Source organism: Thermomonospora umbrina, from assembly GCF_003386555.1.
Taxonomy (GTDB): domain Bacteria; phylum Actinomycetota; class Actinomycetes; order Streptosporangiales; family Streptosporangiaceae; genus Thermomonospora; species Thermomonospora umbrina.
Window position 1 is genome coordinate 5,444,662 of the sequence record NZ_QTTT01000001.1, and the last position, 24,433, is coordinate 5,469,094.

Genomic DNA, 24,433 nt, shown 5'->3' on the forward strand with positions numbered 1-24,433 from the left:
CGGCGGACGCCGTGCTCATCGACGCGTCGTCGGCCCGGGGCGGGACGGTCGGGCCGTCACCTTGTCCGCGGCCGTCGGCCCGTACGACCGCAGGCCCACGTTCACGCCGAGGCCGGTTTCGAGCGTCTCCACGGGGTCTCCGAGCGGCTCGTACACGGGGCGGGCCTTCATGAGCCGGTGTGTGAGCGCCTCCTGCCCCTCGAGGTCACCCGCCCGCCCGACCGGTAGCGCGCCGAGGGGGTCGCCGTCGATCTCGTACGCACGGCACAGCAGCAGGTCCCGCCGGGCGCGGGCCACGTCCAGATGGGTGACGGCGAGTTCGCCCACCCCGCCGGCCACCGCCAGCGCGTAGCGCAGCGCCACCAGGTCGAGGTGCCCCACACGGAAGGTGCCCTGCCAGGGCCCGAACGCGTTGTGGCGGTCGGGCAGGTCGGTGGTGAGCGCGGGGTCCTCGGTGACGAACGGGCCCGGCCCGTGACGCGTCATGTACGCGCGGACGACCCCCAGCCTCACGGCGGACGCGCCCGCCTCGTCGAGCAGCGTCTCCGCGTTGGCGAACGTCGTCGTGGACCAGGTCGTGTACGGGTGGAACCCGTGCCACTCGTCCAGCAGAACCCCCTGCGCACCCTCGAACACCACGTTCCCCGTTCGCAGGAGACGGTGCAGATGGTCGCCGCCCACCAGGCGCACCCGCTCCCCGAAGGCGGTGAACGCGTCCACGCAGTCGTCCACGTCCGGGACGTCGGCTTCGGGGAAGGCGTCGAGGACCCGATCCCGCAACGCCGACAGCAGCCGCCGCAGCCGACCCGGGGTCGTGCAGTCGCCGGCCCGCGGCGCGTCGTCCGGGTGCTCCAGCGAGTACGCCATCGTCTCGCCGACGCCCATTCCGCAGGACCCGTGCCGGGCCGCGCCGCGCGCGGACTCTCGCGCGCGGTTGGCGGCCCGGTGGTACGGGGTGGTGAGCAGGGCGTCGACGTCCACGGTCAGCCGGTCGAACGCGTCGGCCGCCCCCAGCGCGGCGAGATGGCGGGCCTCGGCGGCCAGCGCCAGCGGCTCGACCAGCATGAACCGCGACAGGTGCGTCCGCACCCCCGGCGTGAGGGTGCCCGACCCGAACTGGGCGAACGTGTGGTGCCGCCCGTCCGGGGCGACCACGTTGTGCGCCGCCTGGGCGCCCCCGTTGAAGCGGACCACCGCGTGGACCGGCTCCGGCCCCCGAGCACAGAGCCAGTCCACGACGGTGCCCTTGCCGGCGTCCCCGTACCCGAGGTCCACCACGATGCGGTGCGTCATCACAGCCGGGTGGTCCCGCGGGCCCCGGCGTCGTCGAGCCCGGGAGGCGACGCGGAGACCGCCGTGGGGGCCCGGTCGGCCTCCAGACGGGCCAGCGCCCTCGACACCGAGGGCCCGGCCGTGGAGCCGAACTCGTCGAGGTGCTCCAGACCCTCCTGAAGGTCGATCGCGTCCTCCGACAGCCCGATGGTGAGCGCGATGGTCTCGCACACCGCGTCGAGGTCGTCGAGGTAGAGGACGTGCTGGCCGAGCAGCCTCCGCCAGAAGTCCCGCAGCCGGGGGTCGCCGGAGTGGTAGCCGCCCTCGGGGATGATGAAGTACACCTCGTACATCCGGCGCAGCTCGGTGAGGACGGCCTCGATGCTCAGATCCTCGGCGAGGTCGTCCCCGATGACCTTGGCGACCAGCCGCCGGTCCACCTTCGGGTACGCCAGCTCGTCACCGATCATGAACAGGTAGCCGCGCCGCCCGCGCTTCTCGAAGCAGTCCAGCGCGGTGTGCCGGGCCATGAAGTACATGGCCAGCTCGTAGGACTCCATCATCTGGCCGCCGCCCCCGCCCTCCAGCAGGATCTTGCCGAGGCCGTCGTCCATCCGGTTGTCGGACTCGAACTGACCGATCTGCAGCGGCGCCCGGTCACAGGTGGCGTCGCCGACCCCGCCGAACATGATCTGCGGGTGCTCGACGTAGCCCTTGCGCATCAGCAGCCCCAGCAGGTCCGGCAGCTTGGTCTGCAGGACGCGCGGCACCGTGCCCATCGAGCCGGTGACGTCGAACAGCACGGCGATGGCCAGCGACTCGGGGTGCTCATCGTTGTCCCGGCTCTCCCGCACGGTCACGCCGTGCGGGTCGAGGTCGGGGTGCGTGGTGGTGGCGCCGCCGTCGGTGTGCCCGAAGGCGCTGGCGCCGGTCGCCGCGCGGTAGCTCTGCGCCGCGTCGTAGACGTTGGTGGACCAGACTCCGCTACCCATGGTGATTCTCCTTCCGGGGGGCGGTCGGCATGTGGAACGGGCGGAAGCGGCGCCGGCCGTACAGGCGTTCCAGGAGCTCGTCGAGCTCCCGCAGCAGCCGCCAGGCGTCGTCGGGACGGCGGTTCTGCGCGGAGAGCGTGCAGCCCTTCGCGAACAGCCGCATCGCCTTCGGCGCCTTGTCCGCCATGAGATGGGTCATGGATCGGGTGGCCAGGTGGATGTCGGTGGCGGGGCTCGCCGGTCGGCGTTCGGGGACCTCGGGCGGGTACCAGTCGGCGTAGCGGTCCACCATCGCCGGGACCCGTCCGCTCGGGTCGGCGGCGGCGTGGCAGCCGGGCACCGAGTAGCACCAGTCGACGAGCACCAGCCCGTGCCGCTCCGGGTGGATGAGCACGTGCTCCGGCAGGACCGCTCCATGGAGGACCCCGGCGCGGTGCGCGAACCCGAGGGCGACGAGCAGCCGCCGCCACATCCAGGCGGCGTCTCGCGGGTCGACCCCGTCCGGGTACGCGGCGTGCACCGCGGCCAGGCTGTGGAAGCCGTCGAGCCGGACGATCGCGTTGGCCTGCCGGGTGACGCCGGTCGTCGGGTCCCGATGCCGGAACGTCTCGACCAGGCGCGGCACGTACGGCAGGAACCCGTCCTGCCCGTCCTTGGGGAGCTGCCGCAGCGCCACCGCCTCGCGCTCGATCAGGTCGCCGTCGCGCGGGTCGCGCGGCATCTTGACGACGACCTCGCCGGTCCCGTCGTGGGTGGCGGCGTACAGGTTGGCCAGGTCGCCCTCGATGACGTCGCCGCCCAGGCGGTAGGAGTGCCGCCGCGTGGTGATGGTGGTCGAGGTGGCGGCCTTGTAGTCGCGCCACAGGTCGTTGAGGTGGGTGAACGCGTCGGTGGTGGCCCCTCCGGTCACGTCGGGATGCACCAGTCGGGCGAGCCGGCGGTAAAGGCGGGTGGCGGCGACCGGGTCGAGGCCGAACAGGTCCGCGGAGGTGCGTGCCCGGCGGAGCCGGAGCAGCGCGCCGTCGTCGTCGGTCACCGGATCTCCTCCTCCCTGCTGGGCCGCAGCAGGGCGGGGTGCAGCAGGCGGGCGTCTCCGGGCCGGTAGAGGCGGGCGCGGGGGCCGCCGCGCCGCCCGCCCCGTTCGGTGGTCTCGCCGGTGCTCTCCACGAAGCCGGGCACCGACAGGACCTTGCGGTGGAAGTTGCCGGCGTGCAGCTCCTCGCCCCACACCGCCACGTAGACGGCCCGCAGCTCGGGGATGGTGAACGCGGGCGCGCAGAACGCCGTCGCCAGCGGCGTGTACTCCAGCTTGCTGCGTGCTCGTTCGAGCCCGTCGGCGAGGATCCGGGCGTGGTCGAACGCCAGACGGCGGGTGGTGCCGGGCCACTGCGTCGCCGCCTCGGTGAGGCCGAGCGACTCGACCGGCGCCCACGCGGCGTCGGCGGCGTCGCTGCCGGCCCGAGGGTCGGGCAGCTCGGGGGCGAACGCCAGGTAGGCGACCGAGATGATCCGCATCCGGGGGTCGCGTCCGGGGGCGCCGTAGGTGCCGAGCTGCTCCAGGTGCACCCGCGCCAGGCCGGCCTTGACGCTGAGCCCGGTCTCCTCGGCCAGTTCGCGGGCGGCGGCCTCCGGCAGGTCCTCGGCGTCGCGCACGCCCCGGACGAACCCGCCGGGCAGCGCCCACATCCCCTCGAACGGGGGGTTGCCGCGCCGCACCAGCAGGACGTGCAGCGTGCCGTCGCGGATGGTCAGCGCCACCACGTCGACCGTGACCGAGACCGGGTCGTAGTCCCGGGGGTCGTAGGCCGCCAGGTACCGCTCCTCGTGCTCCCGGTCCGACGTGGCCGACATCGCGTCCGTCCTTCTCAAGTCGAGAATATCTCTTTATGAGAACAACGTACCGCACGGGTCCGACGGTGTCCACGGCGTTCCTCCCGACCCCTCCCGGAGGCCCGGAGGCCCGGACGCCGGCCGGGTGTGGTCGGGCCATGGGCCGGGTAGCGCACCGATGGGATCGTGGTGGCGGCCGTCGATACGTGGAGGTTCCGTGCCCGCGCTGCCGTTCATCCGCCCGGCCCGTTCGTCCGCCCTGGTCGGGGCGCTGATCGCCGCCCTGCCGCTGCTGGCCCCCGGCCCCGCCGGGGCCACCGCGCCGCAACGGGCGCAGCCGGTGGCCACCGGTCACGGGGGAGCGGTCGCCACCGTCGACCTGGACGCCAGCCGCACCGCCATCGAGGTGCTGCGGAAGGGCGGCAACGCGGCCGACGCCGCCGTCGCCGCGGCGGCCACCCTCGGGGTGACCGAGCCGTACGTGGCGGCGCTCGGCGGCGGCGGGTTCTTCACCTACCACGACGCGCGGACGGGCCGGGTGCACACCGTCGACGGACGCGAGACGGCGCCCCGGCGGATGCACGAGCGCTCCTTCGTGGACCCCGCGACGGGCGCGGCCATCCCGCTCGCCGAGGCGGTCACCAGCGGCCTGTCCGTGGGGGTGCCCGGCACCGTCGCCCAGTGGGAGCGGATCCTCGGCGCGTTCGGCACCCGGCGTCTCGGCACGCTGCTGGAGCCCGCGATCCGGGTCGCCGACCGGGGCTTCGTGGTCGACCGGGAGTTCCACGACCAGACCGCGGTGAACGCCGACCGATTCAAGGACATCGTGCCGACCAGGGAGCTGTTCCTGCCCGGCGGCCGGCCCCGGCCCGTCGGGTCGGTGTTCCGCAATCCCGACCTGGCCCGCACCTATCGCACGCTCGCCCGGCTCGGGCCCCGCTGGTTCTACGAGGGCGGCCTGGGGCGTGAGATCGTCTCCACGGTCACGCGGCCTCCCGTCGATCCCGCCGCGGCCCGCACGGTGCGGCCCGGGCTCATGGAGCCCGGTGACCTGGCCGCCTACCGGGCCCCCTTCCGCCGCCCCACGAAGGTGCGCTACCGGGGCCTGGACGTGTACGGGATGGCGCCGCCGTCGTCGGGTGGCTCCACGGTCGGCGAGGCGCTCAACATCCTCGGCACCTTCCGGATCGACCGGAACGACCCCGTTCAGGCCCTCCACCTCTATCTGGAGGCGTCGCGGCTGGCGTACGCCGACCGGGGGCGCCACATCGGCGATCCCGCCCACGTGAACGTCCCCCTGCGGGAGCTGCTGTCGCCGGGGTTCGCCCGGGAGCGCGCCTGCCTCATCGACCCCGCCCGCGCGGCCGTCGGCACGGTGCCGCCGGGGTCGCCCGACGGCCGCTACCGGCCGTGCGAGCCCTCGCGCGGCGAGGGCGGACGCCTCGCCTACGAGGGACGGCAGACGACGCACCTCGTCGTCGCCGACAAGTGGGGCAACGTCGCCGCCTACAACGTCACCATCGAGCAGTTCGGCGGCAGCGGGATCACGGTGCCCGGACGCGGCTTCCTGCTCAACAACGAGCTGACCGACTTCTCCCTGGCCCCGCCGCCCGCCGGCGGAGCCCCCGACCCCAACCTGCCGGGGCCCGGGAAACGCCCGCGCAGCAGCATGGCCCCCACGATCGTGCTGAAGGACGGGCGCCCGCTGTTGGCCGTGGGTTCGCCGGGCGGGTCCACCATCATCACCACGGTGCTGCAGATCCTGCTCAACCGGATCGACCTCGGCATGGACCTGCCCGCCGCGCTGGCCGCCCCCCGCGCCACCCAGCGCAACACCCCGCAGACGTTCGCCGAGCAGGCGTTCCTCGACCGGTACGGGACGGCGCTGCGGGCCAAGGGGCACGACCTCGCCCTGTTCCCGGGTCCACCGGCCGGTCAGATCGGCGCGGCCACCGCCCTGGAGTTCCTCGGGCGCGGGCTGGTGCAGGCCGTGGCCGAACCGGTGCGCCGGCATGGCGGCAGCGCTCTGGTGGTCAGGCCCGCGCGGTGAGCCCGCCTGGGACTACGATCGGCGCTTGGGGGAAGGAGCCCGTCATGCCCGAGGCGTACGTTCAGGTGACCACGACCACCGATGCGCGGCAGGAGGCGGCCACCCTCGCGAAGTCGGCCGTCCGCGAACGGCTGGCCGCATGCGCCCAGCTCGTCGGCCCGATCGCGAGCACCTACTGGTGGGAGGGCGAGATCGAGTCGGCCGAGGAGTGGATGGTGGTGTTCAAGACCACCGCCGACGCCTTCACGGAGCTGGCGACGCTGATCACCGAGCTGCACTCGTACGACACCCCGGAGATCATCGCCACCCCGGTGATCGCCGGCAGCGGCGATTACCTGCGCTGGGTCAGCGACCAGACGACGGGATCGACCGACGAGGCGGGCGAGGCCGAGGAGGTCCCGGACGTCGACGAGGACGTCGAGGTCGACGAGGACGTCGCCGAGGAGACGGCCGGGGAGCCCACCGGGGCCGCCGGCTGAGCGTCGGGCCGCCCCCACGGGGTCAGCCGCGTCGCATCAGCCGGCCGACCGCGGCCATCAGCTCGGTGGACATCTGGTCGGACTTGCCCTCCTCGGCGCCCTCGGCCACGCAGTGTCGGACATGGCCGTCGAGCAGGCCGAGCGCCACCTTGTCGAGCGCCGCCTGGATCGCGCTGATCTGGGTGAGGACGTCGATGCAGTAGCGGTCCTCGTCGACCATGCGCTCGATGCCGCGGACCTGGCCCTCGATCCGGCGCAGCCGGGTCTGCAACTGGTCCTTGGTCGCGGTGTAGCCGCGCGTCGGAGCCCCGGTGGTCGTGTTCGTCGCCATCGTCGCCTCGCCTGCCCCTCGTCGATCGTGCCCGCAGCCACCAGGGTACTCAACCCCTAGGGGGTATGACACCCCGTGCGAGGGCTCAGGCGGGGACGTTCCACGAGGTGATCACGGGTCTGCCGTGCTCGGTGCCCAGGGTCGACACCGTCCCGGTGTCCAGCGCGAACAGTCGTCCCGCGGCGGGCTCCAGCCCCAGCCAGCGGGCCGTCAGGACGCGCAGCACGTGCCCGTGCGCGACCACCGCAACGTCGCCCCGTTCCAGCCACGGCCGGATCCGGTCCAGCGCGGCGTCGCAGCGCTCGCCGACCCGTTCGACGGTCTCCCCGGGGTGGTCCGTGTCACCGGGGATCACCCCGTCGGCCCACAGGTACCAGCCCGGCCGCCCCTCGCGGATCTCGGCGCTGGTGATGCCCTCGTAGCCGCCGTAGTCCCACTCCCACAGGTCCTCGTCGAACCCGTCCACGGTCAGCCCCGCCAGCTCGGCGGTGCGCCGGGCGCGGGCCGCGGGACTGGACACGGTGCGCACGAGGGGACGGCTCTTGACCAGCGGCCCGAGCGCCCGGGCCTGCTCCTCGCCGTGCGCCGTCAGCGGCAGGTCGGTGCGTCCGGTGTGACGCCGGGCCCGGCTCCACTCGGTCTCGCCGTGCCGGAGAACGATGATCTCACCCATGAGGCCACTGTAGGTGAGGCCCCCGGCGTCAGGCCGGCAGGGAATCCACGGCGATGTGGCCCAGACCGTGCGCCTCGGCGACCTCGGGGTGGGTGAGCCTCCCGTCGTGGACGTTGAGGCCCAGCGCCAGCGCGGGATCGTCGGACACGGCCCGCCGCCAGCCCTTGTCCGCGATGGCCACGGCGTACGGCAGGGTCACGTTGGTGAGGGCGTGGGTGGAGGTGTTGGGCACCGAACCCGGCATGTTGGCCACGCAGTAGAACACCGACTCGTGGACCTGGAACGTGGGGTCGGCGTGCGTGGTGGGGCGGGAGTCCTCGAAGCAGCCGCCCTGGTCGATGGCGATGTCCACCAGCACCGAGCCCGGCTTCATCCGGGACACCAGGTCGTTGGACACCAGCGTCGGGGCCTTGGCGCCCGGGATCAGCACCGCGCCTATCAGCAGGTCGGCGGCTACGGCCTGCTGCTCGACGGCGTACGCGTTGGAGACCAGCGTCTTCAGCCGGCCCTGGTAGACGGCGTCGATCTGCCGGAGCCGGTCCACGTTGACGTCCAGGATGGTGACGTCGGCGCCCATGCCCACCGCGATCTGCGCGGCGTTCAGCCCGGACACGCCGCCGCCGATCACCACGATCTTGGCGGGGGCCACCCCGGGCACCCCGCCGGGCAGCACGCCGCGCCCGCCGTTGAAGCGCATCAGGTTGTACGCGCCGACCTGTGGGGCCAGCCGCCCGGCCACCTCCGACATCGGGGCCAGCAGGGGCAGCGACCGGTCGGGGAGCTGCACGGTCTCGTAGGCGATCGCGGTCACCCCGGCCGACAGCAGCGCGTCGGTGCAGGCGCGGGACGCGGCCAGGTGCAGGTAGGTGAACAGCGTCTGCCCCGCCCGCATCCGGTGGTACTCGTCCGCGACGGGCTCCTTGACCTTGAGCACCAGCTCGGCCTCGTCCCAGACCGCGTCCGCGGAGTCGAGGACCTTGGCCCCGGCCGAGACGTACTCCTCGTCGGTGATGGACGAGCCGAGGCCCGCCCCGCGCTCGACGAAGACGTCATGGTGGTGACGGGTGAGCTCGTGCACTCCCGCAGGGGTGATCGCCACCCGGTACTCGTGATTCTTGATCTCCCGGGGGATCCCGACCTTCACCATGTCCTCCGTGGTCAGACGTCTGTGTCTGCCCCCAGAGTGCGTTCCGCCACACCGTCCGGGCCATATCCACGGTGTACGGAGGTTCGGCCCGTTGCTGACATCGTGTAAAGGCCCTCAGGGCTTGCGGGCGATGCCCCCGTACATCAGCCGGTGCCCCACGGTCAGGTCGTCGGCCACGGGGCCGTCCGGCCGCCACAGCGGCAGCGGCACCACGCCCGGCTCCACGAGGTCCAGACCGTCGAAGTAGGCCGTGATCTCCTCCGCCGTGCGGAACCGGCCGCTGCCCAGCAACGCCAGGAACTTCTGCTCCGCCTCCCGGGCCTCCGGGCCGGCGTCGCAGAAATGGGTGACGAAGAGGTGGCTCCCGGAGGGCACCGCGTCGAGGTACCGCCCCACCAGGCCCTGGGGGTCGTCGGCGTCGGCCAGGTGGTGCAGGATGCCGATCATCATCACCGCGACCGGCCGGTCCAGGTCGATGAGCGCCGTCACCTCGGGATCGGCGAGGACCTTCTCGGGCTCCCTGATGTCGGCGGTGACCAGCGTGGTGCGGTCGTTCTCGGCGAGCAGGCCGAGCCCGTGGGCGCGCACGATCGGGTCGACGTCCACATAGACGACCCGCGCGTCGGGGGCGACCGCCTGCGCGGCCTGGTGGGTGTTCTCCACCGTGGGCAGCCCCGAGCCCAGGTCCAAGAACTGGCGGACGCCCTGCGCGGCCAGGTACCGCACGCCCCGGCCCAGGACCTGCCGGTTGTAGGTGGCCACGTCGTACAGCTCGGGGACGACCTTCACGACCTCGGCCACGAACGCCCGATCGACCTCGAAGTTGTCCCTGCCGTTCAGAACGACGTCATAGGCCCGCGCGATGCTCGGCCGGGTGACGTCGATGCCCTTGGCGGCCCATTCGGCCTGCTGATCGGTCACGGTGGTCTCCTCCGGCCGTCCGACTCGTCCCGATCGTAGACGGGATGCGCCGTGACCGCCGGGCAACCGATGATCTTCCTCGGGTCAGGCCGGCGGCAGCCACTCGTCGGCGATCGCGACCGTGAGCTGCTCCAGCAGCGGGCCCGCCTGCCGCATGCAGCGTTCCACGTCGGGCTCGATGTCGGTCAGCGCGTACGTGGCCTGGATCCGGGCGCGGCGGAGCTGCTCGCCGGTCAGCCCGCGCCGCCCGGTCACCGCGATCACCGGGGTGCCGGACCGGGCGGCGGCCCGCGCCGCCCCGACCGGGGCGCGCCCGCGCAGCGTGTGGACGTCCAGCGACCCCTCACCGGTGATCACCAGTCGGGCGGTCCTGGCCTTGTCGGCGAACCCCAGCAGCTCCAGCATGTACGCGCTGCCCGGCAGCACCCGCGCGCCGAGGAAGGTGAGCGCGGCGAAGGCCGTGCCGCCGCCCGCGCCGGCCCCCGCCCGGTCGCGGGAGGTCCGCCGGGACGCCGCCTCGGCCAGGTCGGCCCACCGGCGCAGACCCGCCTCCAGCAGCCGCACCTCCTCGCGGCCCGCGCCGGTGCGGGGCCCGTGGGCCGCCGCCGCCCCCGTCCGCCCCAGCAGGGGGATGTCGGCGTCCCCGGCCACGACCACCTGGATCCGCGACAGGTCGGCCATGCCCCGCAGGTCCAGACGGTGCAGGCCGCGCAGCGCGGCCCCGCCGGGCGGCAGCTCCTTGCCGCCCGCGTCGAGCAGCCGTCCGCCGAGGCCCTGGACCAGCCCGGCGCCGCCGTCGGTGCAGGCGCCGCCGCCGACCCCGAGGACCACGCGGCGCGCCCCCAGCCGCACCGCGTGCGCGATCAGGTGGCCGGTGCCCAGGCTGGTGGCGGTCATCGGCGCCGGCCGCCCGCCCGGCAACTGCCGCAGCCCGGACGCCTCGGCCAGCTCCACCACCGCGGTGCCGTCCCGCAGCGCCAGCGAGGCGGTCACCGGGTGCCCGGTGGGCCCGCCGACCTTGACCTCCACCCGCCGCCAGCCGGCCACCACGGCGGCCTCGACCGTGCCGTCGCCGCCGTCGGCCAGCGGCAGCTCCATGATCGGCACCCCGGGCCTGGCCCGCCGCAGCCCGGCCGCCAGCCGGGCCGCGGCCTCGGACGCGCTGAGCGACCCCTTGAACCTGCCGGGGGCCACCAGCACATGGCCGGAGGGGGATGCTGCGGAGACCACTGCCACGCCTTTCACGCCGGGGCGTCAAGCCCTGCCCGGTGCCCACGGCACCTCGGGACCATTTGACACCTCGTGACGGCTCCGCGTCGCCCAGTCGGCCGGATCAGCCGATACCGAGCAGATCCTCGATCGGGTCGAGGGCGAAGTAGACGGCGAAGACCGCGGCGGCGATCCACAGCGGGTACCGCACCTCGCCCCACCGGCCGCGCCCGGCCTTGACGACCGCGTACACCACGAGCCCGGCCCCGATCCCGTTGGTGATCGAGTAGGTGAACGGCATCATCACGATCGTCAGGAACGCCGGGATCGCCATGTCCGGATCGTTCCAATGGACCTTGGCGACCTGGGTCATCATCAGCGCGCCCACCACGACCAGGGCGGGCGCGGCGGCCTGCGCGGGGACCGTGGCGGCCAGCGGGGTCAGGAACAGGGTGCAGGCGAACAGCGCGCCGGTGACCAGGTTGGCCAGGCCGGTGCGGGCGCCCTCGCCGACTCCGGCGGCCGACTCCACGAAGACGGTGTTGGCCGAGGAGCTGGTGAGGCCGCCGAGCCCGGCCGACAGCCCGTCCACCGCCAAAATGCGGCCGAGCCGGGGCACCCGGCCCTTCTCGTCCACCAGCCCGGCCTCGTCGCTGATGCCCAGGATGGTGCCCATCGCGTCGAAGAAGCCCGACAGCACCAGCGTGAACAGCACCACCAGGGCGGTGACGAACCCGGCGCGGCCGAAGCCCCCGAACACGTCCACCTGGAACAGCAGCCCGAAGTCGGGGGCCGACACCAGCCGGTCGGGCATCTCCGGGGTCACGACGCCCCAGCCCCCGGCGGGAATCCCCGCCCCGGCCTCGATGACGACGGCGACGACCGTCGCGAGGACGATGCCGAGCAGGATCGCGCCGGGCACCCGCCGCGTGTAGAGGACGATCATCAGGAGCAGCCCGAAGACGAACACCACGACCGGCCAGGTCGACAGCCTCCCCGCGACCCCCAGCGCCAGCGGTGGACCCGCCTCGCCCGAGGTGACGAAGCCGGCGTCGACGAGCCCGATCAGCGCGATGAACGCGCCGATGCCGACCGCGATGGCGTGCTTGAGGTCCAGCGGGATGGCGTTCATGATCCGTTCGCGGATCCCGGTGAGCGCCAGCAGCACGATGACCAGGCCCTCCAGCACCACCAGGCCCATCGCCTGCGGCCAGGTCATCTGCGGGGCGGCCTGGTAGGCGACCACCGCGTTGATGCCGAGCCCGGCGGCCAGCGCCAGCGGGGTGTTGCCGACCAGTCCCATGATCACGGTGGCGATCGCCGCCGACAGCGCGGTCATCGTGGTGAGCTGCGGGATCGACAGCGCCGCGCCGGTGACGTCCTTGGCCCCGCCGAGGATGATCGGGTTCAGCAGGATGATGTACGCCATCGCGAAGAACGTGGTGAACCCGCCCCGCACCTCCCGGGGGACGGAGGTGTCCCGGCCGGACAGGTCGAATAACCGGTCCAGCCTGCCATGGGCCCCGGTGCGCCCGGTGGTCTCCGTCATCCGCGTACTCCGATCCGGTGCGTGCCCGCTCCCGCACGTGGAGTGACAGGTTAACGGTCGGTCAGATGCTCGGGACGCACCGGGACGCGGGTCAGCGGCAGTCCGCTCGCGTCTCGGACGGCCGCCACGATGGCGGGGGTGGACGACAGGGTCGGCGGCTCGCCGGCCCCCCGCAGCCCGTACGGGGCGTGCGGGTCGGCGTTCTCCAGGATGTCCAGCCGCATCGGCGGCATGTCCAGGATCGTGGGGATGAGGTAGTCGGTGAACGAGGGGTTCCGGACGGCCCCGTCGGCGACCTGGATCTCCTCCATCAGCGCCAGCCCCAGCCCCTGGGCGGTGCCGCCGTGGATCTGGCCCTCCAGCGCGACCGGGTTGAGGATCCGGCCCACGTCCTGGACGGCGGCCAGCTCCACCACCTTCACCAGGCCCAGCTCCACGTCCACGTCCACCACGGCGCGATGCACGCAGAACGCGAACTGCACGTGCGAGTCGCCCTGCCCGGTCAGCGGGTCGAGGGTCGTGGTGCGCCGGTGGCGGAACTCCCGGGTCTCCTCGACGGCCTCGCCGTCGAGCACCTCCACCAGATCCGCGACCGGCTCGCCCGACGCGGTGACGATCGCGCCGCCGTCGAGCCCCGCCCCCGGCAGCGACCGGCCGAGGCGCTCCTCCGCCAGTTCGATCACGCGCTCGCGCACCGCCTCGCAGGCCGTCTTGACCGCCCCGCCCGTCATGTACGACTGGCGGGAGGCGCTGGACGAGCCCGACGAGCCCACGGCGGTGTCGGCGGGCGCGACCGTGACGGTCGCCACGCCCAGCTCGGTGCGGGCGATCTGCGCCTGGAGGGTGACCAGGCCCTGCCCGACCTCCGCCGCCGCCGTGTGCACCAGCACCGTCGCCTCGCCGCCCGCGACCTCCAGGCGGACCCGCGCGGTGGAGTGGTCGTCGAAGCCCTCGGAGTAGCAGATGTTCTTGATCCCGATGCCGTACCCGACACCCCGTCGGACGCCCTCGCCGTGCGTGGTGTTGGACGCCCCGCCCGGCAGGTTGCGGACGTCGGCGGTGTCGACCGGCGGGGGAGCGGGGAACGCCCGGGCCCGCTCCAGCAGCTCGGTCAGCGGGGCGGGCATGTCGACGAGCTGGCCGGTGGACAGCCGGGAGCCCTCGGAGATCGCGTTGCGGATGCGGACCTCCACCGGGTCCAGCCCGCACGCCTCGGCGACCTTGTCCATCTGGGACTCGTACGCGAAGCACGCCTGCACCGCGCCGAACCCGCGCATCGCCCCGCACGGCGGGTTGTTGGTGTAGACGCCGTACGCGTCCAGCCGCACGTGCGGCACCTCGTACGGGCCGATGCCCAGCGACGCGGCGTTCCCGGTGACCGCCGAGGTGGTGGACGCGTAGGCGCCGCCGTCCAGGACGATCTCGGCGTCGACGTAGACCAACCGGCCGTCCCGGGTGGCGCCGTGCTCGTAGCGCATCCGGGCGGGGTGCCGGTGGACGTGGCCGAAGAACGACTCCTCCCGGCCGTACACGATCTTGACGGGGCGGCCGGTGCGCAACGCCAGCAGACAGGCGTGGACCTGCATGGACAGGTCCTCACGGGCGCCGAACGCGCCGCCCACCCCCGCGAGGGTGAGCCGCACCTTGTCGGCGGGCAGCCCCAGGCAGGGGGCGATCTGGTCCTGGTCGGCGTGCAGCCACTGGGTCGCGATGTACAGGTCGACGCCGCCGTCCTCCGCCGGCACCGCCAGCCCCGACTCCGGGCCCAGGAACGCCTGATCCTGCATGCCGACCTCGTACTCGCCCCGCACGACGACGTCGGCGAGGGCCCTGGCGCGTTCCACGTCGCCGACGCGGATCGGCTGGTGACGGACCACGTTGCCGCCCTCGTGGACCCTGCCGTACTCCGGGTCGAGCGCGGCGCGGCGCGGGTCGGTCAGCGGCTGTTGCACCTCGTAGTCGACCCGGATGCGGTCACGGGCCCGGCGGGCGGTCTCGGGATGGTCGGCGGCCACCAGCGCCACGGCCTCGCCCTGGTAGCGGACCCGGTCGATGGCCAGCACCGGCTGATCGTGGTGGTCGAGCCCGTAGAACTTGTCCCCGGGAACGTCCTCGTGGGTGAGGACGGCGTGGACTCCGGGGACGGTGAGCGCCTCGGTGACGTCGACGCCGCGGATTCGGGCCCGGGGATGGGGGCTGCGCAGCGTCACGCCCCACACCATGTCGTCCGCCCACAGGTCCGAGGAGTAGGCGAACTCCCCGGTGACCTTGAGGACGCCGTCCGGCCGCGCGGCGCTGTCGCCGACGCCCCCCGCGACCCGCCGGACGCGGTCGATGTGAACGGTCATCGCCAGACCTCCTCGGCGGCGGGCGCGTCGTCGCGCAGGACCGTGCCCTCGATGAGCCCGTACGGGCGGTCGGCGGCGAGGAAGACCTCGTTCGGGTTGTCCATCCCGAACGGCTCCAGATCGACCGCGAAGTGGTGCTTGTTGGGCATGACCAGCCGGATCTCGCACAGCTCCGGACGCTCCTCCAGCACCCGGCGGCCCATGGCGTAGAGGGTCTGCTGGAGGGAGCGGCTGTAGGTGCCCGCGAAGGTCTCCAGCAGGACCCGGCGGACCTCGGCGTAGGACGCGTCCCAATAGCCGTCGGCGTCCCGGTGCCGCCACTCGGCGCGCACCTCGGTGGCCAGGACGCGGTCGCCGGCCTCGGGGAGGGTCGTGAACTCGTCCTGGATGTATCCCCGGAACTCCGAGCCCGTCGTGTTGAGGACGGTCAGGTCGCGCAGCCCCGACACCACGTGGGTGCGGCCCTCCTCGTGGAACACCCGGGCCGTCCGCACCTCCTGACCCCGCCGCACGAACGAGTGGCCGGTCACGGGCACCCGGTCCCAGGCGTACTCCTCGACGGTGACGCACGCCCGGCGGATCGTGGGCTGGGACGCCACGAAATGCCGCGCCAGCAGCAGCCCGAACCCCTCCGCCGTGTCCACGCCGTGCTTGCGGGCGAGGGCGAACACGGTGTTCTTCTGCGTGTCGGTCGGCAGCACGGCGGCGTTGTCGCCGGTCAGGTGGACGTCGGTCATGTCGCCCGCCAGGGAGACGCCGACGTTCAGGTCCTTGATCTGGTGCGCGTCGCCGTCGCGGTCGACCCGGACGAGGCGCGTCTCGGCCTTGCCGTAGCGGTTGGGGCCCAGCACGATCCCCATTCAGCTTCCCCGGTAGGTCGAGTAGCCGTAGGGGCTGAGCAGCAGCGGCACGTGGTGGTGCCGGGACGGGTCGGCGATCTCGAAGATCACGCACACCTCCGGGTAGAAGGTCTCGACTCCCTGACCGGCGAAGTACGGGCCGGTGCCGAACCGCAGCCGGTGCACGCCCGCCGTCAGCGCGGAGCCCTCGCCGGGCAGCAGGGTCGACCGGCCGTCGCCGTCGGTCAGGGCCTCGGCCAGCGGCTGCCAGGAGCCGTCGAGATGGCGGTCCAGGCGGACCGGGACCTCGGCGGCGGGCCTGCCCAGCCTGGTGTCGAGGACATGAGTGCTCAGACTCACGGATGCTCCAGGAGCTTGTCGAGACGCACATGGGTGATCTTCAGCAGCTCGTCCGTGACGACCCGGCGCTCGGTGGCGTCGTCGTTGCCCAGCCGCGCGGTCAGCGCGTCCAGCATCTGCTCCGCCGTGAGGCCGGTGGCGCAGATCAGGAACACGTGACCGAACCGCTTCTCGTAGGCCGCGTTGCCCTCGTGAAGCCCGTGCGCCACCCGACGGTCGGCGTCGATGACCCCGGACTGCTCACTCCGCGACCAGGTCGACTCCCGGTCCACCCCCTTGGGCCGGTCGCCGATGCGGGGGTGATGGTGCAGCGCCTCCCGCACCTCGGGCCAGGTCAGCCCCGCGAACGCCCGGTCGGAGGCGGCCTTGAGCGCCGCCGCGTCGGCGTACGGCCGCCCGGCCGCCACCGAACGGGCCCAGGCCCGGGAGCCGCAGCAGGTCAGCAGCTCCTGCTCGGCGTCGTGCGGCGGGAGCGCGTTCAACCGCTCCACGCCCCGCGGACTGCTGCTCATGACTCCAGTAGAACAGGCCCCGGTCGGCGTCTCCACCGGTGGGACGCGGATCACGGTTCGGTATCACAGGGTGGTCGCGCCCCTCGCCATCCGGGCCACCGGTGAATACCCTGCGATATCTACCCTCGCGTGCGGGGTCTCGGATGTGATGACGTTAAGGAGTTTCGTGGTGGCCGGTCAGGAAACTCTCGGGCAGCGCATCCGCACGCTGCGCATCCGTCAGGGCATCAGCCAGGCGCAGCTCGCCTTCCCCGAGCTGTCCGACAGCTACATCTCGCTGATCGAGAGCGACAAGCGGGTCCCCGCGCCGAGCGTGATCGAGCTGCTCGCCGCCAAGCTGAACTGCTCGGCGACCTACCTGGTCAGCGGGGTCAGCGAGGAGGTCGTCGACGACCTCCGGGTGACCCTGGACTACGCCGAGATCGCCTTGCAGAACGGCGCCGCCGCCGAGGCCCGCGCCCGGTTCGCCGACGTGCTGGCCAACACCGACGCGGTGGCGCTGCCCGAGCTGCTCCAGCAGGCCCGCTGGGGCCACGCGCTGGCCCTGGAGGCCGCGGGGGCGCTGGAGGCCGCCATCGCCGAGCTGCGCCAGCTCACCGCCGAGGCGTCCGCCGAGGCCGATCTCGAGCAGTGGGCCCGCGTGCACGTGGCGTTGAGCCGGTGTCTGCGGGAGCGCGGCGACATCAGCGCCGGGGTCGAGGTCGCGGAGGACGCGCTGCGCAGGCTGATCGCCTCCGGCGCCGAGTCCACCGACGGCGCGGTCCACCTGGGCGCGACGCTGCTGGCCGCCTACATGGAGCGCGGCGACCTGGTGCGGGCCCGTCAGCTCGCCGACCAGCTCATCGAACGCGCGGAGCGGATCGGCAGCCCCAAGGCCCGGATGGCCGCCTACTGGGAGGCCGCCTACGTCGCCGAGGTGCGCGGCGAGTACGAGGAGGGCATGGCGCTGGCCGAGCGGGCGCTGCCGCTGCTGGGCGCGCTCGACGATTCCCGCAGCCTGTCGCGCCTGCGGATGGTCTACGCCGGGCTGCTGCTGAGGGCCCGGCCGGAGGAGGCCGAGGAGGCGCGCGAGATCCTGCTGCACACCCGCGAGCAGATCAACTCCAGCTCCGCCGGCGAGATCGACGTCGCCCTCTGCCTGATCGAGCTGGCCCGCACCGAGATCGCCCTGGGCCGCCCGGGGGGCGCGGTGACGCTCGCCCACGAGGCCCTCGACCTGCTCGGGGACGCGCCCCGCCGCGCCGGGGCCCTGGCGCTGACCGTGCTGGGCGAGGCGTACGTGCGGCTGGGGCGCACCGAGGACGCCGTCGAGGTCCTCACCCGCGCCGCCACCCACATGGAGGAGATGGAGTCCTCCAGGGAGGCCGCCCAATTGTGGTTCGACCTGGCCGAGTTGCTCGGCGAGACGGGCGCGGCCGACGGTCCCCGTCTGGGCGCCTACCGTCGGGCCCTGGCCTGCGCCGGGCTCTGAGCCTTCGTGTTCGGGCTGGTCCGGCCTTGCCGGCATGTGATGTGCCGTGCGCTGTTCGAGTCGTGGATGGCCCATCTGTGCGGGCTGTGCCTGACGCTGCGCGCCGAGCACGGGCAGGCGGCGCGGCTGGTGACCAACTACGACGGGCTGCTGGTCTCGGTGCTGCTGGAGGCGCAGAGCCCGGAGCGTTCGCCGCACCGCAAGGCGGGTCCGTGCGCGCTGCGGGGGATGCGCCGGGCGGACGTGCTCGACGCGCGCGGCGAGGGCGCCCGGCTGGCCGCGGCGGTCTCGCTGCTGCTCGCGGCGGCCAAGACCCGTGACCACATCGCGGACGGGGACGGCCCCTACGCGCGTCGGCCGATGGCGGCCGGGGCGAGGCGCGTCGCCGAACGGTGGGACGCCGCCGGGGGCCGGACGGGCTCGGCGCTGGGCTTCGACGCCTCGGTCCTCCGGGACGCGGTCGCGCGACAGGCCGGTCTGGAGGCGACCCCCGGGCTGGGGCTGCTGGAGTTGACCGAGCCGACGGAGACGGCGGTGGCGGCGGCGTTCGCCCACACGGCCGTGCTGGCCGGCAAGCCGCACAACGCCGAGTCGCTCTCGGAGGCGGGTCGGTTCTTCGGCCGGCTCGCCCATCTGGCGGACGCGGTCGAGGATCTGGAGGACGATCGGGCGTCGGGCGCGTACAACCCGCTGCTCGCCACGGGCACCGACCCGGCCGAGGCCCGGCGGCGGTGCGAGGGGGCCCTCGATGGGCTGCGCCTGGCCGTCGGGGAGCTGGACCTGGAGGACCGGGGTCTCGTCGAGGCGCTGCTCGATCACCAGATACGCCGCTCGGTGCATCGCGTCTTCGCGGTCCATCCCGGCGGCCCGGGGCCTCAGGGTCCGTACGGGCCGCACGGGTGGGGGCCGCAGGATCCCGGCGATCCGATGCCTCCGCACGGCCCCGGAAAGGGCGGCGGACACGGCGGGCATGGGGGGCACGGCGGGCACGGGCGTCCGCGTCGTCCAGGGTTCCCGATCCCGTGTCTCACCGGGACGCTGGCCTTCTGCACCTGCGGCCTGTATCAGCCCAGGTGGAGCCCGCATCGCCACAGCTCGTGCGAGGGGCGCTGCTGGTGCACCCGGCCGTCCCACAAGCGCCGCAAACGCAAGCGCAAGGACAAGGACCGCGACGACGAGTTCGAGAGCGACGGCGGTGACGGCGGTGACGGTGACGCCGACGGTGACTGCGACTGCTGCGACTGCGATTGCTGCGGCTGTGACTGCTGAGGGCGACGCCGAACCGGTGCGCGTCCGGCTGCGTCCCAGTGGAACGGCGCCGCGCCCGTGACGGTCGCCGTGGGCATGAGGGGATGACGGATGTTCGGAGTGGTGCGGCCCTGCCGCCATGTGATGTGCGAGTCGCTGTTCGACGGCTGGATGGCGCACATGTGCGGGCTGTGCCTCACCTTGCGGGCCGAGCACGGGCAGGCGGCGCGGCTGGTGACCAACTACGACGGGCTGCTGGTCTCGGTGCTCGCCGAGGCGCAGAGTCCGGAGCGTTCGCCGCACCGCAAGGCGGGTCCGTGCGCGCTGCGGGGGATGCGTTCCGCCGACGTCGTCGACGCCAAGGCGGAGGGCGCGCGGCTGGCGGCGGCCGTGTCGCTGCTGCTCGCGGCGGCCAAGACCCGCGACCACATCGTGGACCGTGACAAGGCGTACGGGCGCAGGCTGGTGGCGGCGGGGGCGGGCCGGATGGCCGACCGCTGGGACGCCGCCGGGGGTAGGACGGGTTCGGCGCTGGGCTTCGACGCCTCGGTCCTCCGGTACGCGGTGGACCGGCAGGTGGAGCTGGAGGCCGCCGGAGGGCTCGGGCTGCTGGAGTTGACGGAGCCGACGGAGACGGCGGTGGCGGCGGCGTTCGCGCACACGGCCGTGTTGGCGGGCAAGCCGCACAACGCCGAGTCGCTGTCCGAGGCGGGCCGGTTCTTCGGACGCCTCGCGCACCTCATCGACGCCGTCGAGGACCTGGAGCCGGATCGGGCGACCGGGGCCTACAACCCTCTGCTCGCCACCGGCACGGACCCGGCCGAGGCCCGGCGGTACTGCGACGACGCGCTGCAGGGCCTGCGGCTGGCCCTCGACGACCTCGACCTTGAGGACCGTCGCCTGGTGAGGGCGCTGCTCGACCGCGAGATCCGGCGTTCGGTCGACCACGTGTTCGCCTCCTCTCCCGGAGGCCCGCCCCCGCAGGGCCCGTACCCCCACCAGCCGTACCCGCAGGGCGGGTACCCGCCGCACGCCCACGCCGGGGCCGGTGTTCCGGGCGCCCCCGGCGGCTGGGGTCCTGGTGGTGGCGGCGGCTGGGGCGGTGGCGGCAAGCCCGGCCGGCCGGCCCGTCCCGGGCTCCCGATCCCGTGCTTCACCGGCACCCTCGTCTGCTTCACGTGCGGGATCTACCAGCCCAAGTGGAGCAAGCACCACGGCAAGTCCTGCGGTGACCGCTGCTGGTGCACCCGGCACTGCGACGGATCCTGCGACGCCAACTGCGGCGAGTGCTGCCGCTGCTGTGAGTGCTGCGACTGCAGTTGCTGAACGCGCGGCACGCGGGGACGCCGATCCCCGGGGCCTGCACGTGGCACGGCGGGGCCGCAATATGGTAGGTGGCGCCCCTGTCCCCGTACGGAGACCGCCACGCCCACATCATGATCACTTTCTCCGCGCGGCTCGGCGTCACCGGCGCCCTCGCCGCGCTCCTGCTCGCCTTCGGCGTTCTCCTGGCCACACCCGCCGCCGCCCAGGGCCGGGGGTCGGCGACGGTTCCCGCCGGCGACCGCATCGTCCCGTCGGCCGCGCCCGGGGAGGCGTGGCCGGGCGCGGCGACCCCGGAGGCGCCCGTCGACGTCATCGCCACCAAGGGGCCCTCGGCCGAGAAGGACGGGTCCGGCGGCGGGGGGTTCGCCCGCTGGCTGATGATCGGCAGCGGGCTGTTGCTGGGCCTGGGCATCGGGTTCGTCCTCGTCTTCCTGCGCAAGGGGCCGTCCTCCCGTGACTAGCGGCGTGGCGCAGGTGACGCGCGCGGCGGCGATCGCCGCCGCGGTGGCCGCCGGGTCGCTGGCGGCGGCGCTGGTGCTCGGCGGCGCGGTGACCGAGGAGGTCGTCCCGGGCCTCACCGACGCGGGCGTGCTGACCCGCTGGGGGCTGCCGAGCGCCCGGATGGTGATGAACGTCGCGGCCACCCTCACGGTGGGGGCGCTGCTGGCGGCGACCGTCCTGCTGCCGCTGGACACCGCCGGGGGCAAGGGGCGGCTGTCCGCCGACGCCACCGGCTACCTGCGGGCCGCGTCCTGGCTGGCCGCGGCCTGGGCCGCCGCGGCGGCGGCCACGCTGGTCTTCACCGTCTCCGACGTGCTCGGCGAGCCGGTCGATCAGGTCGTCACCGGCAACCGGCTGTCCGGCTACGTGGGGGACCTGCCGCAGGGCACCGCGTTGATGCTGGTGATCCTCATGTCGGTGCTGGTGGCCCTGCTGGCGCGGACCACCGCCACCCCGGGCGGGGCGATGGGCCTGATGGCGCTGTCCGTGGTCGCGCTGCTGCCGCCGCCGCTGACCGGCCACTCCGCCTCGGCGGCCAACCACTCGGTGGCGGTGACCGGGCTGGCCATGCACGTGGCCGCCGCCGTGCTCTGGGTCGGCGGGCTGGTGATGCTGGGCCGGCACGCGCTGACCGGCGGCCGGCGGCTGGACGTGATGGCCGACCGGTTCAGCCGGATGGCGCTGTGGTGCTACGTCGCCGTCGGGGTCAGCGGCATCGCCAACGTGATCTCCCGGCTGCCCGACCCGGCCGAGCTGGTGACCAGTGAGTACGGGCGGCTGGCGCTGGCCAAGATGGTCGCGTTCGGGGCGCTGGGCTGGTTCGGCCTGTGGCACCGGAGCCGCACCCTGCCCGCCCTCGTGGACCGTCGGCCCGGCGCGTTCGCCCGGCTGGCCACCGTGGAGGTGGCGCTGATGGCCGCGGTGATGGGGCTGGCGGTGGCGCTGGCCCGGACCGCCCCGCCCGCGCCGACCACCGAGGAGGACGCCGCGCAGGTCCTGCTCGGCTTCCCGATCCCGCCGGAGATCACCCTGGCCCGGGTGGTCGGGCTGTGGAAGTTCGACTTCTTCTTCGCCGTCCTGGTGGCGGTGCTGGGCGGCCTGTACGCGGCGGGGCTGGTGCGGCTGCGGCGGCGGGGCGACCGCTGGCCGGTGGGCCGCACCGTGGCCTGGTTCGTCGGGCTGACGACGATCGTGCTGATCACCCAGTCCGGGCTGGCGCGGTACTCGCCGGTCCTGTTCAGCATGCACATGGTGCAGCACATGGCGCTGTCGATGCTGGCGCCGATCTTCCTCGTGCTGGGCGCGCCCGTGACGATGGCGCTGCGGGCGCTGCGGCCCGCCGCGATCCGCGGCGACCGGGGGCCCCGCGAATGGATCACCGTCCTGCTGCACAGCCCGGGGGCGAAGGTCCTCACGCATCCGGTGGTGGCCGCCGCGATCTTCGTGGTCAGCACGTTCGCGCTGTACTTCACCGGGCTGTTCGAGAGCGCGATGCGCAACCATCTCGGGCACATCGCGATGGAGATCCACTTCCTGGCGGCGGGCCTGCTGTTCTTCTGGGTGCTGATCGGGGTGGATCCCGCGCCCCGCAAGATCCCGCACGTGGCCAAGCTGCTGGTGCTGTTCGCGACGATGCCGTTCCACGCGTTCTTCGGCCTGGCGCTGATGAACCTCGGGCAGCCCCTCGCCGACGGCTGGTACCGGGCCGTGCATCCGGACTGGGCGGGCTCCATCCTCGCCGACCAGCACACCGGCGGCGGCATCGCCTGGGGCTTCGGGGAGGTGCCGACGTTCATCGTGCTGCTGGCCCTGGTGGGGCAGTGGTTCATGGACGACCAGCGCACGGCGCGCCGCAAGGACCGCGAGTCCGACCGGGCCGTCGCCCGCGACGAGGACGACGAACTGGCCGTCTACAACGCCCGCCTCGCCAAGATGGCCGAACGCACCGAACGGGCCGAACGCACCGAACGGGCCGAACGCACCGAACGGGCCGAGCGCACCGAACGGGCCGAGCGCGCGGAGAACGCGGGCGAGGAGAGCCGGTAGCCGGATCCCCCGCGAGGGGGAGGCGGACCGTGCCCTCGGGGGAACCGCGGCGCACGGCGCACTGACAGGATCGAACCATGCTCTGGCGCCTGCTTCTCGAACGGATCACCTGGCAGCGGTGGGCCTACCTCGTCATGGGCGGCGCCCTGCTCATGCCGTACTGGTTCCTCAGCTCGGTGGTGGTCCCGCTGCTGCCGATGCCGGGCAGCGGTCTGGCCGAGCAGGCGTTGGCCGTGGGGCTGGCGTTCGGGCTGGCCGCGGTGGGCACCTGGGTGACCGGGCTCGTGCCCGCGGTGCGGGTGCTGGAGGGGGCGGCGATCCGCGAGCTGGTCGGCGGCCGGCTCGGCGACCGGCCGGTGGAGCCGTCCGGGGACTGGCGGACCCGGCAGCGCACCGCCGTCTGGCACTTCCTGCACCTGCACGTCGGGGTGGTGATCAGCGCGATCAGCCTGGCCACCCCGCCGATGGTGATCGCGCTGCTGCTCCTGCCGTTCCTCGACGCGCAGGCCCCGGTCGGCGTCCTGGTCGAGTACCGCGAGGGCCTCACCGGGGCGCTGGCGCCGGTGGCGGGGCTGCTGCTGGCGGCGGCGGTGCTGGGGCTGATCGCGGCGGCGGGCGAGCTGATGGCCCGGCTCGCCCCGATGTTCCTGGGCCCGTCGCACGCCGAGCGGCTGGCCGACGCCGAACGCCGCGCCACCCGGTTGGCCGAGCGCAACCGGCTGGCCAGGGAGCTGCACGACTCGGTCGGTCACGCGCTGAGCGTCGTCACCCTGCAGGCCGCCGCGGCGGGCCGCGTCCTCGACAGCGACCCGGCCTTCGCCCGGGAGGCGCTGAACGCCATCGAGGAGTCGGCCCGCAGCGCCCTGGAGGATCTCGACCACGTGCTGGGCCTGCTGCGCGAGGAGTCCTCGGCCAAGGCCCCGCAGGCCACGCTGGCCCAGCTCGACGGGCTGCTGAACAAGACCCGGCTGGCGGGCGTGGCGCTGGACGCGGAGATCGGCGACGGCCTCGATCAGGTGCCCGCCGTGGTGTCCCGCGAGGCGTACCGGATCGTCCAGGAGGGCCTGACCAACACGCTGCGCCATGCGGGCAAGGTGCCCGTGCACCTGCGGATCGAGGTCCGCGCCGAACAACTGGAGGTGGAGATGAGCAACCCCCTGAGCGAGGCGTCGGCGGAGCGCGCCGTACGGCGGCGGGGCGGCGGGAGCGGTCTGAACGGCATCGGCGAGCGGGTCACCGTGCTGCGCGGGTGGATGCGGGCGGGCGCGGAGGGGGACGCCTGGCGGCTCCGCGTCTCGTTGCCGCTACGGTCTGGGGGGTGAGCGACGA

22 protein-coding genes are annotated in these 24,433 nt (G+C 73.7%); 8 read left to right on the plus strand and 14 right to left on the minus strand.

The annotated features are described in order from the left end of the window. Window positions 1–15 precede the first annotated feature (15 nt). From DFJ69_RS24310 to DFJ69_RS24325, 4 genes are read right to left on the minus strand one after another with little or no spacing between them, the layout of a single operon-like run. Window positions 16–1,293, minus strand: coding sequence for an adenylosuccinate synthetase (locus DFJ69_RS24310; protein ID WP_116024733.1), 1,278 nt, complete (start codon window positions 1,291–1,293; stop codon window positions 16–18). Continuing rightward, a complete protein-coding gene (locus DFJ69_RS24315) occupies window positions 1,293–2,264 on the minus strand; it encodes a hypothetical protein (RefSeq protein ID WP_116024734.1) in 972 nt (323 codons plus the stop codon). Before DFJ69_RS24315 ends, DFJ69_RS24310 begins: the two co-directional genes overlap by 1 nt. Beyond that, complete coding sequence (locus DFJ69_RS24320) at window positions 2,257–3,300, minus strand: serine/threonine-protein kinase (protein WP_116024735.1); 1,044 nt, start codon at window positions 3,298–3,300, stop codon at window positions 2,257–2,259. Before DFJ69_RS24320 ends, DFJ69_RS24315 begins: the two co-directional genes overlap by 8 nt. Then, entirely contained in the window at window positions 3,297–4,115 is an 819-nt protein-coding gene (locus tag DFJ69_RS24325) for an NUDIX hydrolase (protein ID WP_116024736.1), read from the minus strand. The genes DFJ69_RS24320 and DFJ69_RS24325 overlap by 4 nt, the downstream gene beginning before the upstream one ends. Window positions 4,116–4,311: 196 nt before the next feature. On the opposite strand from DFJ69_RS24325, the gene ggt reads away from it, so the two are divergent. After that, complete coding sequence (gene ggt, locus DFJ69_RS24330; protein WP_245974548.1) at window positions 4,312–6,144, plus strand: gamma-glutamyltransferase; 1,833 nt, start codon at window positions 4,312–4,314, stop codon at window positions 6,142–6,144. A 44-nt stretch (window positions 6,145–6,188) separates the two neighbouring features. Then, window positions 6,189–6,623, plus strand: coding sequence for a divalent-cation tolerance protein CutA (gene cutA, locus DFJ69_RS24335; protein WP_116024738.1), 435 nt, complete (start codon window positions 6,189–6,191; stop codon window positions 6,621–6,623). A gap of 22 nt (window positions 6,624–6,645) precedes the next feature. Here the strand turns inward: cutA and DFJ69_RS24340 are convergent, their stop codons facing one another. The 10 genes from DFJ69_RS24340 to uraD form a co-directional block, all read right to left on the minus strand. After that, entirely contained in the window at window positions 6,646–6,954 is a 309-nt protein-coding gene (locus tag DFJ69_RS24340) for a metal-sensitive transcriptional regulator (protein WP_116024739.1), read from the minus strand. Between the two features lie 85 nt (window positions 6,955–7,039). Continuing rightward, window positions 7,040–7,627: a histidine phosphatase family protein gene (locus tag DFJ69_RS24345; RefSeq protein WP_116024740.1), complete on the minus strand. Its 588-nt coding sequence runs from the start codon at window positions 7,625–7,627 to the stop codon at window positions 7,040–7,042. 28 nt (window positions 7,628–7,655) lie between these two features. Beyond that, the gene (gene ald / locus DFJ69_RS24350; protein ID WP_116026863.1) at window positions 7,656–8,771 is read right to left on the minus strand and encodes an alanine dehydrogenase; all 1,116 of its coding nucleotides are present in this window, start codon (window positions 8,769–8,771) and stop codon (window positions 7,656–7,658) included. Window positions 8,772–8,888: 117 nt separating this feature from the next. Next, window positions 8,889–9,695 (minus strand): SAM-dependent methyltransferase, encoded by an 807-nt coding sequence (locus DFJ69_RS24355; RefSeq protein WP_116024741.1) that lies wholly within the window; start codon window positions 9,693–9,695, stop codon window positions 8,889–8,891. 84 nt (window positions 9,696–9,779) lie between these two features. Next, a complete protein-coding gene (locus DFJ69_RS24360; RefSeq protein ID WP_245974549.1) occupies window positions 9,780–10,925 on the minus strand; it encodes a glycerate kinase in 1,146 nt (381 codons plus the stop codon). A 103-nt stretch (window positions 10,926–11,028) separates the two neighbouring features. Next, the gene (locus DFJ69_RS24365; protein WP_116024743.1) at window positions 11,029–12,453 is read right to left on the minus strand and encodes an NCS2 family permease; all 1,425 of its coding nucleotides are present in this window, start codon (window positions 12,451–12,453) and stop codon (window positions 11,029–11,031) included. Between the two features lie 50 nt (window positions 12,454–12,503). Next, complete coding sequence (gene pucD, locus DFJ69_RS24370; protein WP_116024744.1) at window positions 12,504–14,801, minus strand: xanthine dehydrogenase subunit D; 2,298 nt, start codon at window positions 14,799–14,801, stop codon at window positions 12,504–12,506. Continuing rightward, a complete protein-coding gene (pucL, locus tag DFJ69_RS24375; RefSeq protein ID WP_116024745.1) occupies window positions 14,798–15,661 on the minus strand; it encodes a factor-independent urate hydroxylase in 864 nt (287 codons plus the stop codon). The genes pucD and pucL overlap by 4 nt, the downstream gene beginning before the upstream one ends. Continuing rightward, complete coding sequence (gene uraH, locus DFJ69_RS24380; RefSeq protein WP_116024746.1) at window positions 15,662–16,000, minus strand: hydroxyisourate hydrolase; 339 nt, start codon at window positions 15,998–16,000, stop codon at window positions 15,662–15,664. Then, window positions 15,997–16,512 (minus strand): 2-oxo-4-hydroxy-4-carboxy-5-ureidoimidazoline decarboxylase, encoded by a 516-nt coding sequence (gene uraD, locus DFJ69_RS24385; RefSeq protein WP_116024747.1) that lies wholly within the window; start codon window positions 16,510–16,512, stop codon window positions 15,997–15,999. Before uraD ends, uraH begins: the two co-directional genes overlap by 4 nt. Window positions 16,513–16,681: 169 nt before the next feature. On the opposite strand from uraD, the gene DFJ69_RS24390 reads away from it, so the two are divergent. From DFJ69_RS24390 to DFJ69_RS24415, 6 genes are all read left to right on the plus strand, one after another. Then, window positions 16,682–17,983, plus strand: a complete 1,302-nt coding sequence (locus tag DFJ69_RS24390) for a helix-turn-helix domain-containing protein (RefSeq protein ID WP_245974550.1) — start codon at window positions 16,682–16,684, stop codon at window positions 17,981–17,983. Window positions 17,984–17,989: 6 nt separating this feature from the next. Continuing rightward, the gene (locus DFJ69_RS24395; protein ID WP_116024749.1) at window positions 17,990–19,252 is read left to right on the plus strand and encodes a DUF5685 family protein; all 1,263 of its coding nucleotides are present in this window, start codon (window positions 17,990–17,992) and stop codon (window positions 19,250–19,252) included. A 90-nt stretch (window positions 19,253–19,342) separates the two neighbouring features. After that, window positions 19,343–20,557 (plus strand): DUF5685 family protein, encoded by a 1,215-nt coding sequence (locus tag DFJ69_RS24400; RefSeq protein ID WP_116024750.1) that lies wholly within the window; start codon window positions 19,343–19,345, stop codon window positions 20,555–20,557. 110 nt (window positions 20,558–20,667) lie between these two features. Then, complete coding sequence (locus DFJ69_RS24405; RefSeq protein ID WP_147312405.1) at window positions 20,668–21,018, plus strand: hypothetical protein; 351 nt, start codon at window positions 20,668–20,670, stop codon at window positions 21,016–21,018. Then, window positions 21,011–23,104, plus strand: a complete 2,094-nt coding sequence (locus DFJ69_RS24410) for a bifunctional copper resistance protein CopD/cytochrome c oxidase assembly protein (protein WP_116024752.1) — start codon at window positions 21,011–21,013, stop codon at window positions 23,102–23,104. Before DFJ69_RS24405 ends, DFJ69_RS24410 begins: the two co-directional genes overlap by 8 nt. Before the next feature lie 77 nt (window positions 23,105–23,181). Then, window positions 23,182–24,426: a sensor histidine kinase gene (locus DFJ69_RS24415; RefSeq protein WP_116024753.1), complete on the plus strand. Its 1,245-nt coding sequence runs from the start codon at window positions 23,182–23,184 to the stop codon at window positions 24,424–24,426. Window positions 24,427–24,433 lie beyond the last annotated feature (7 nt).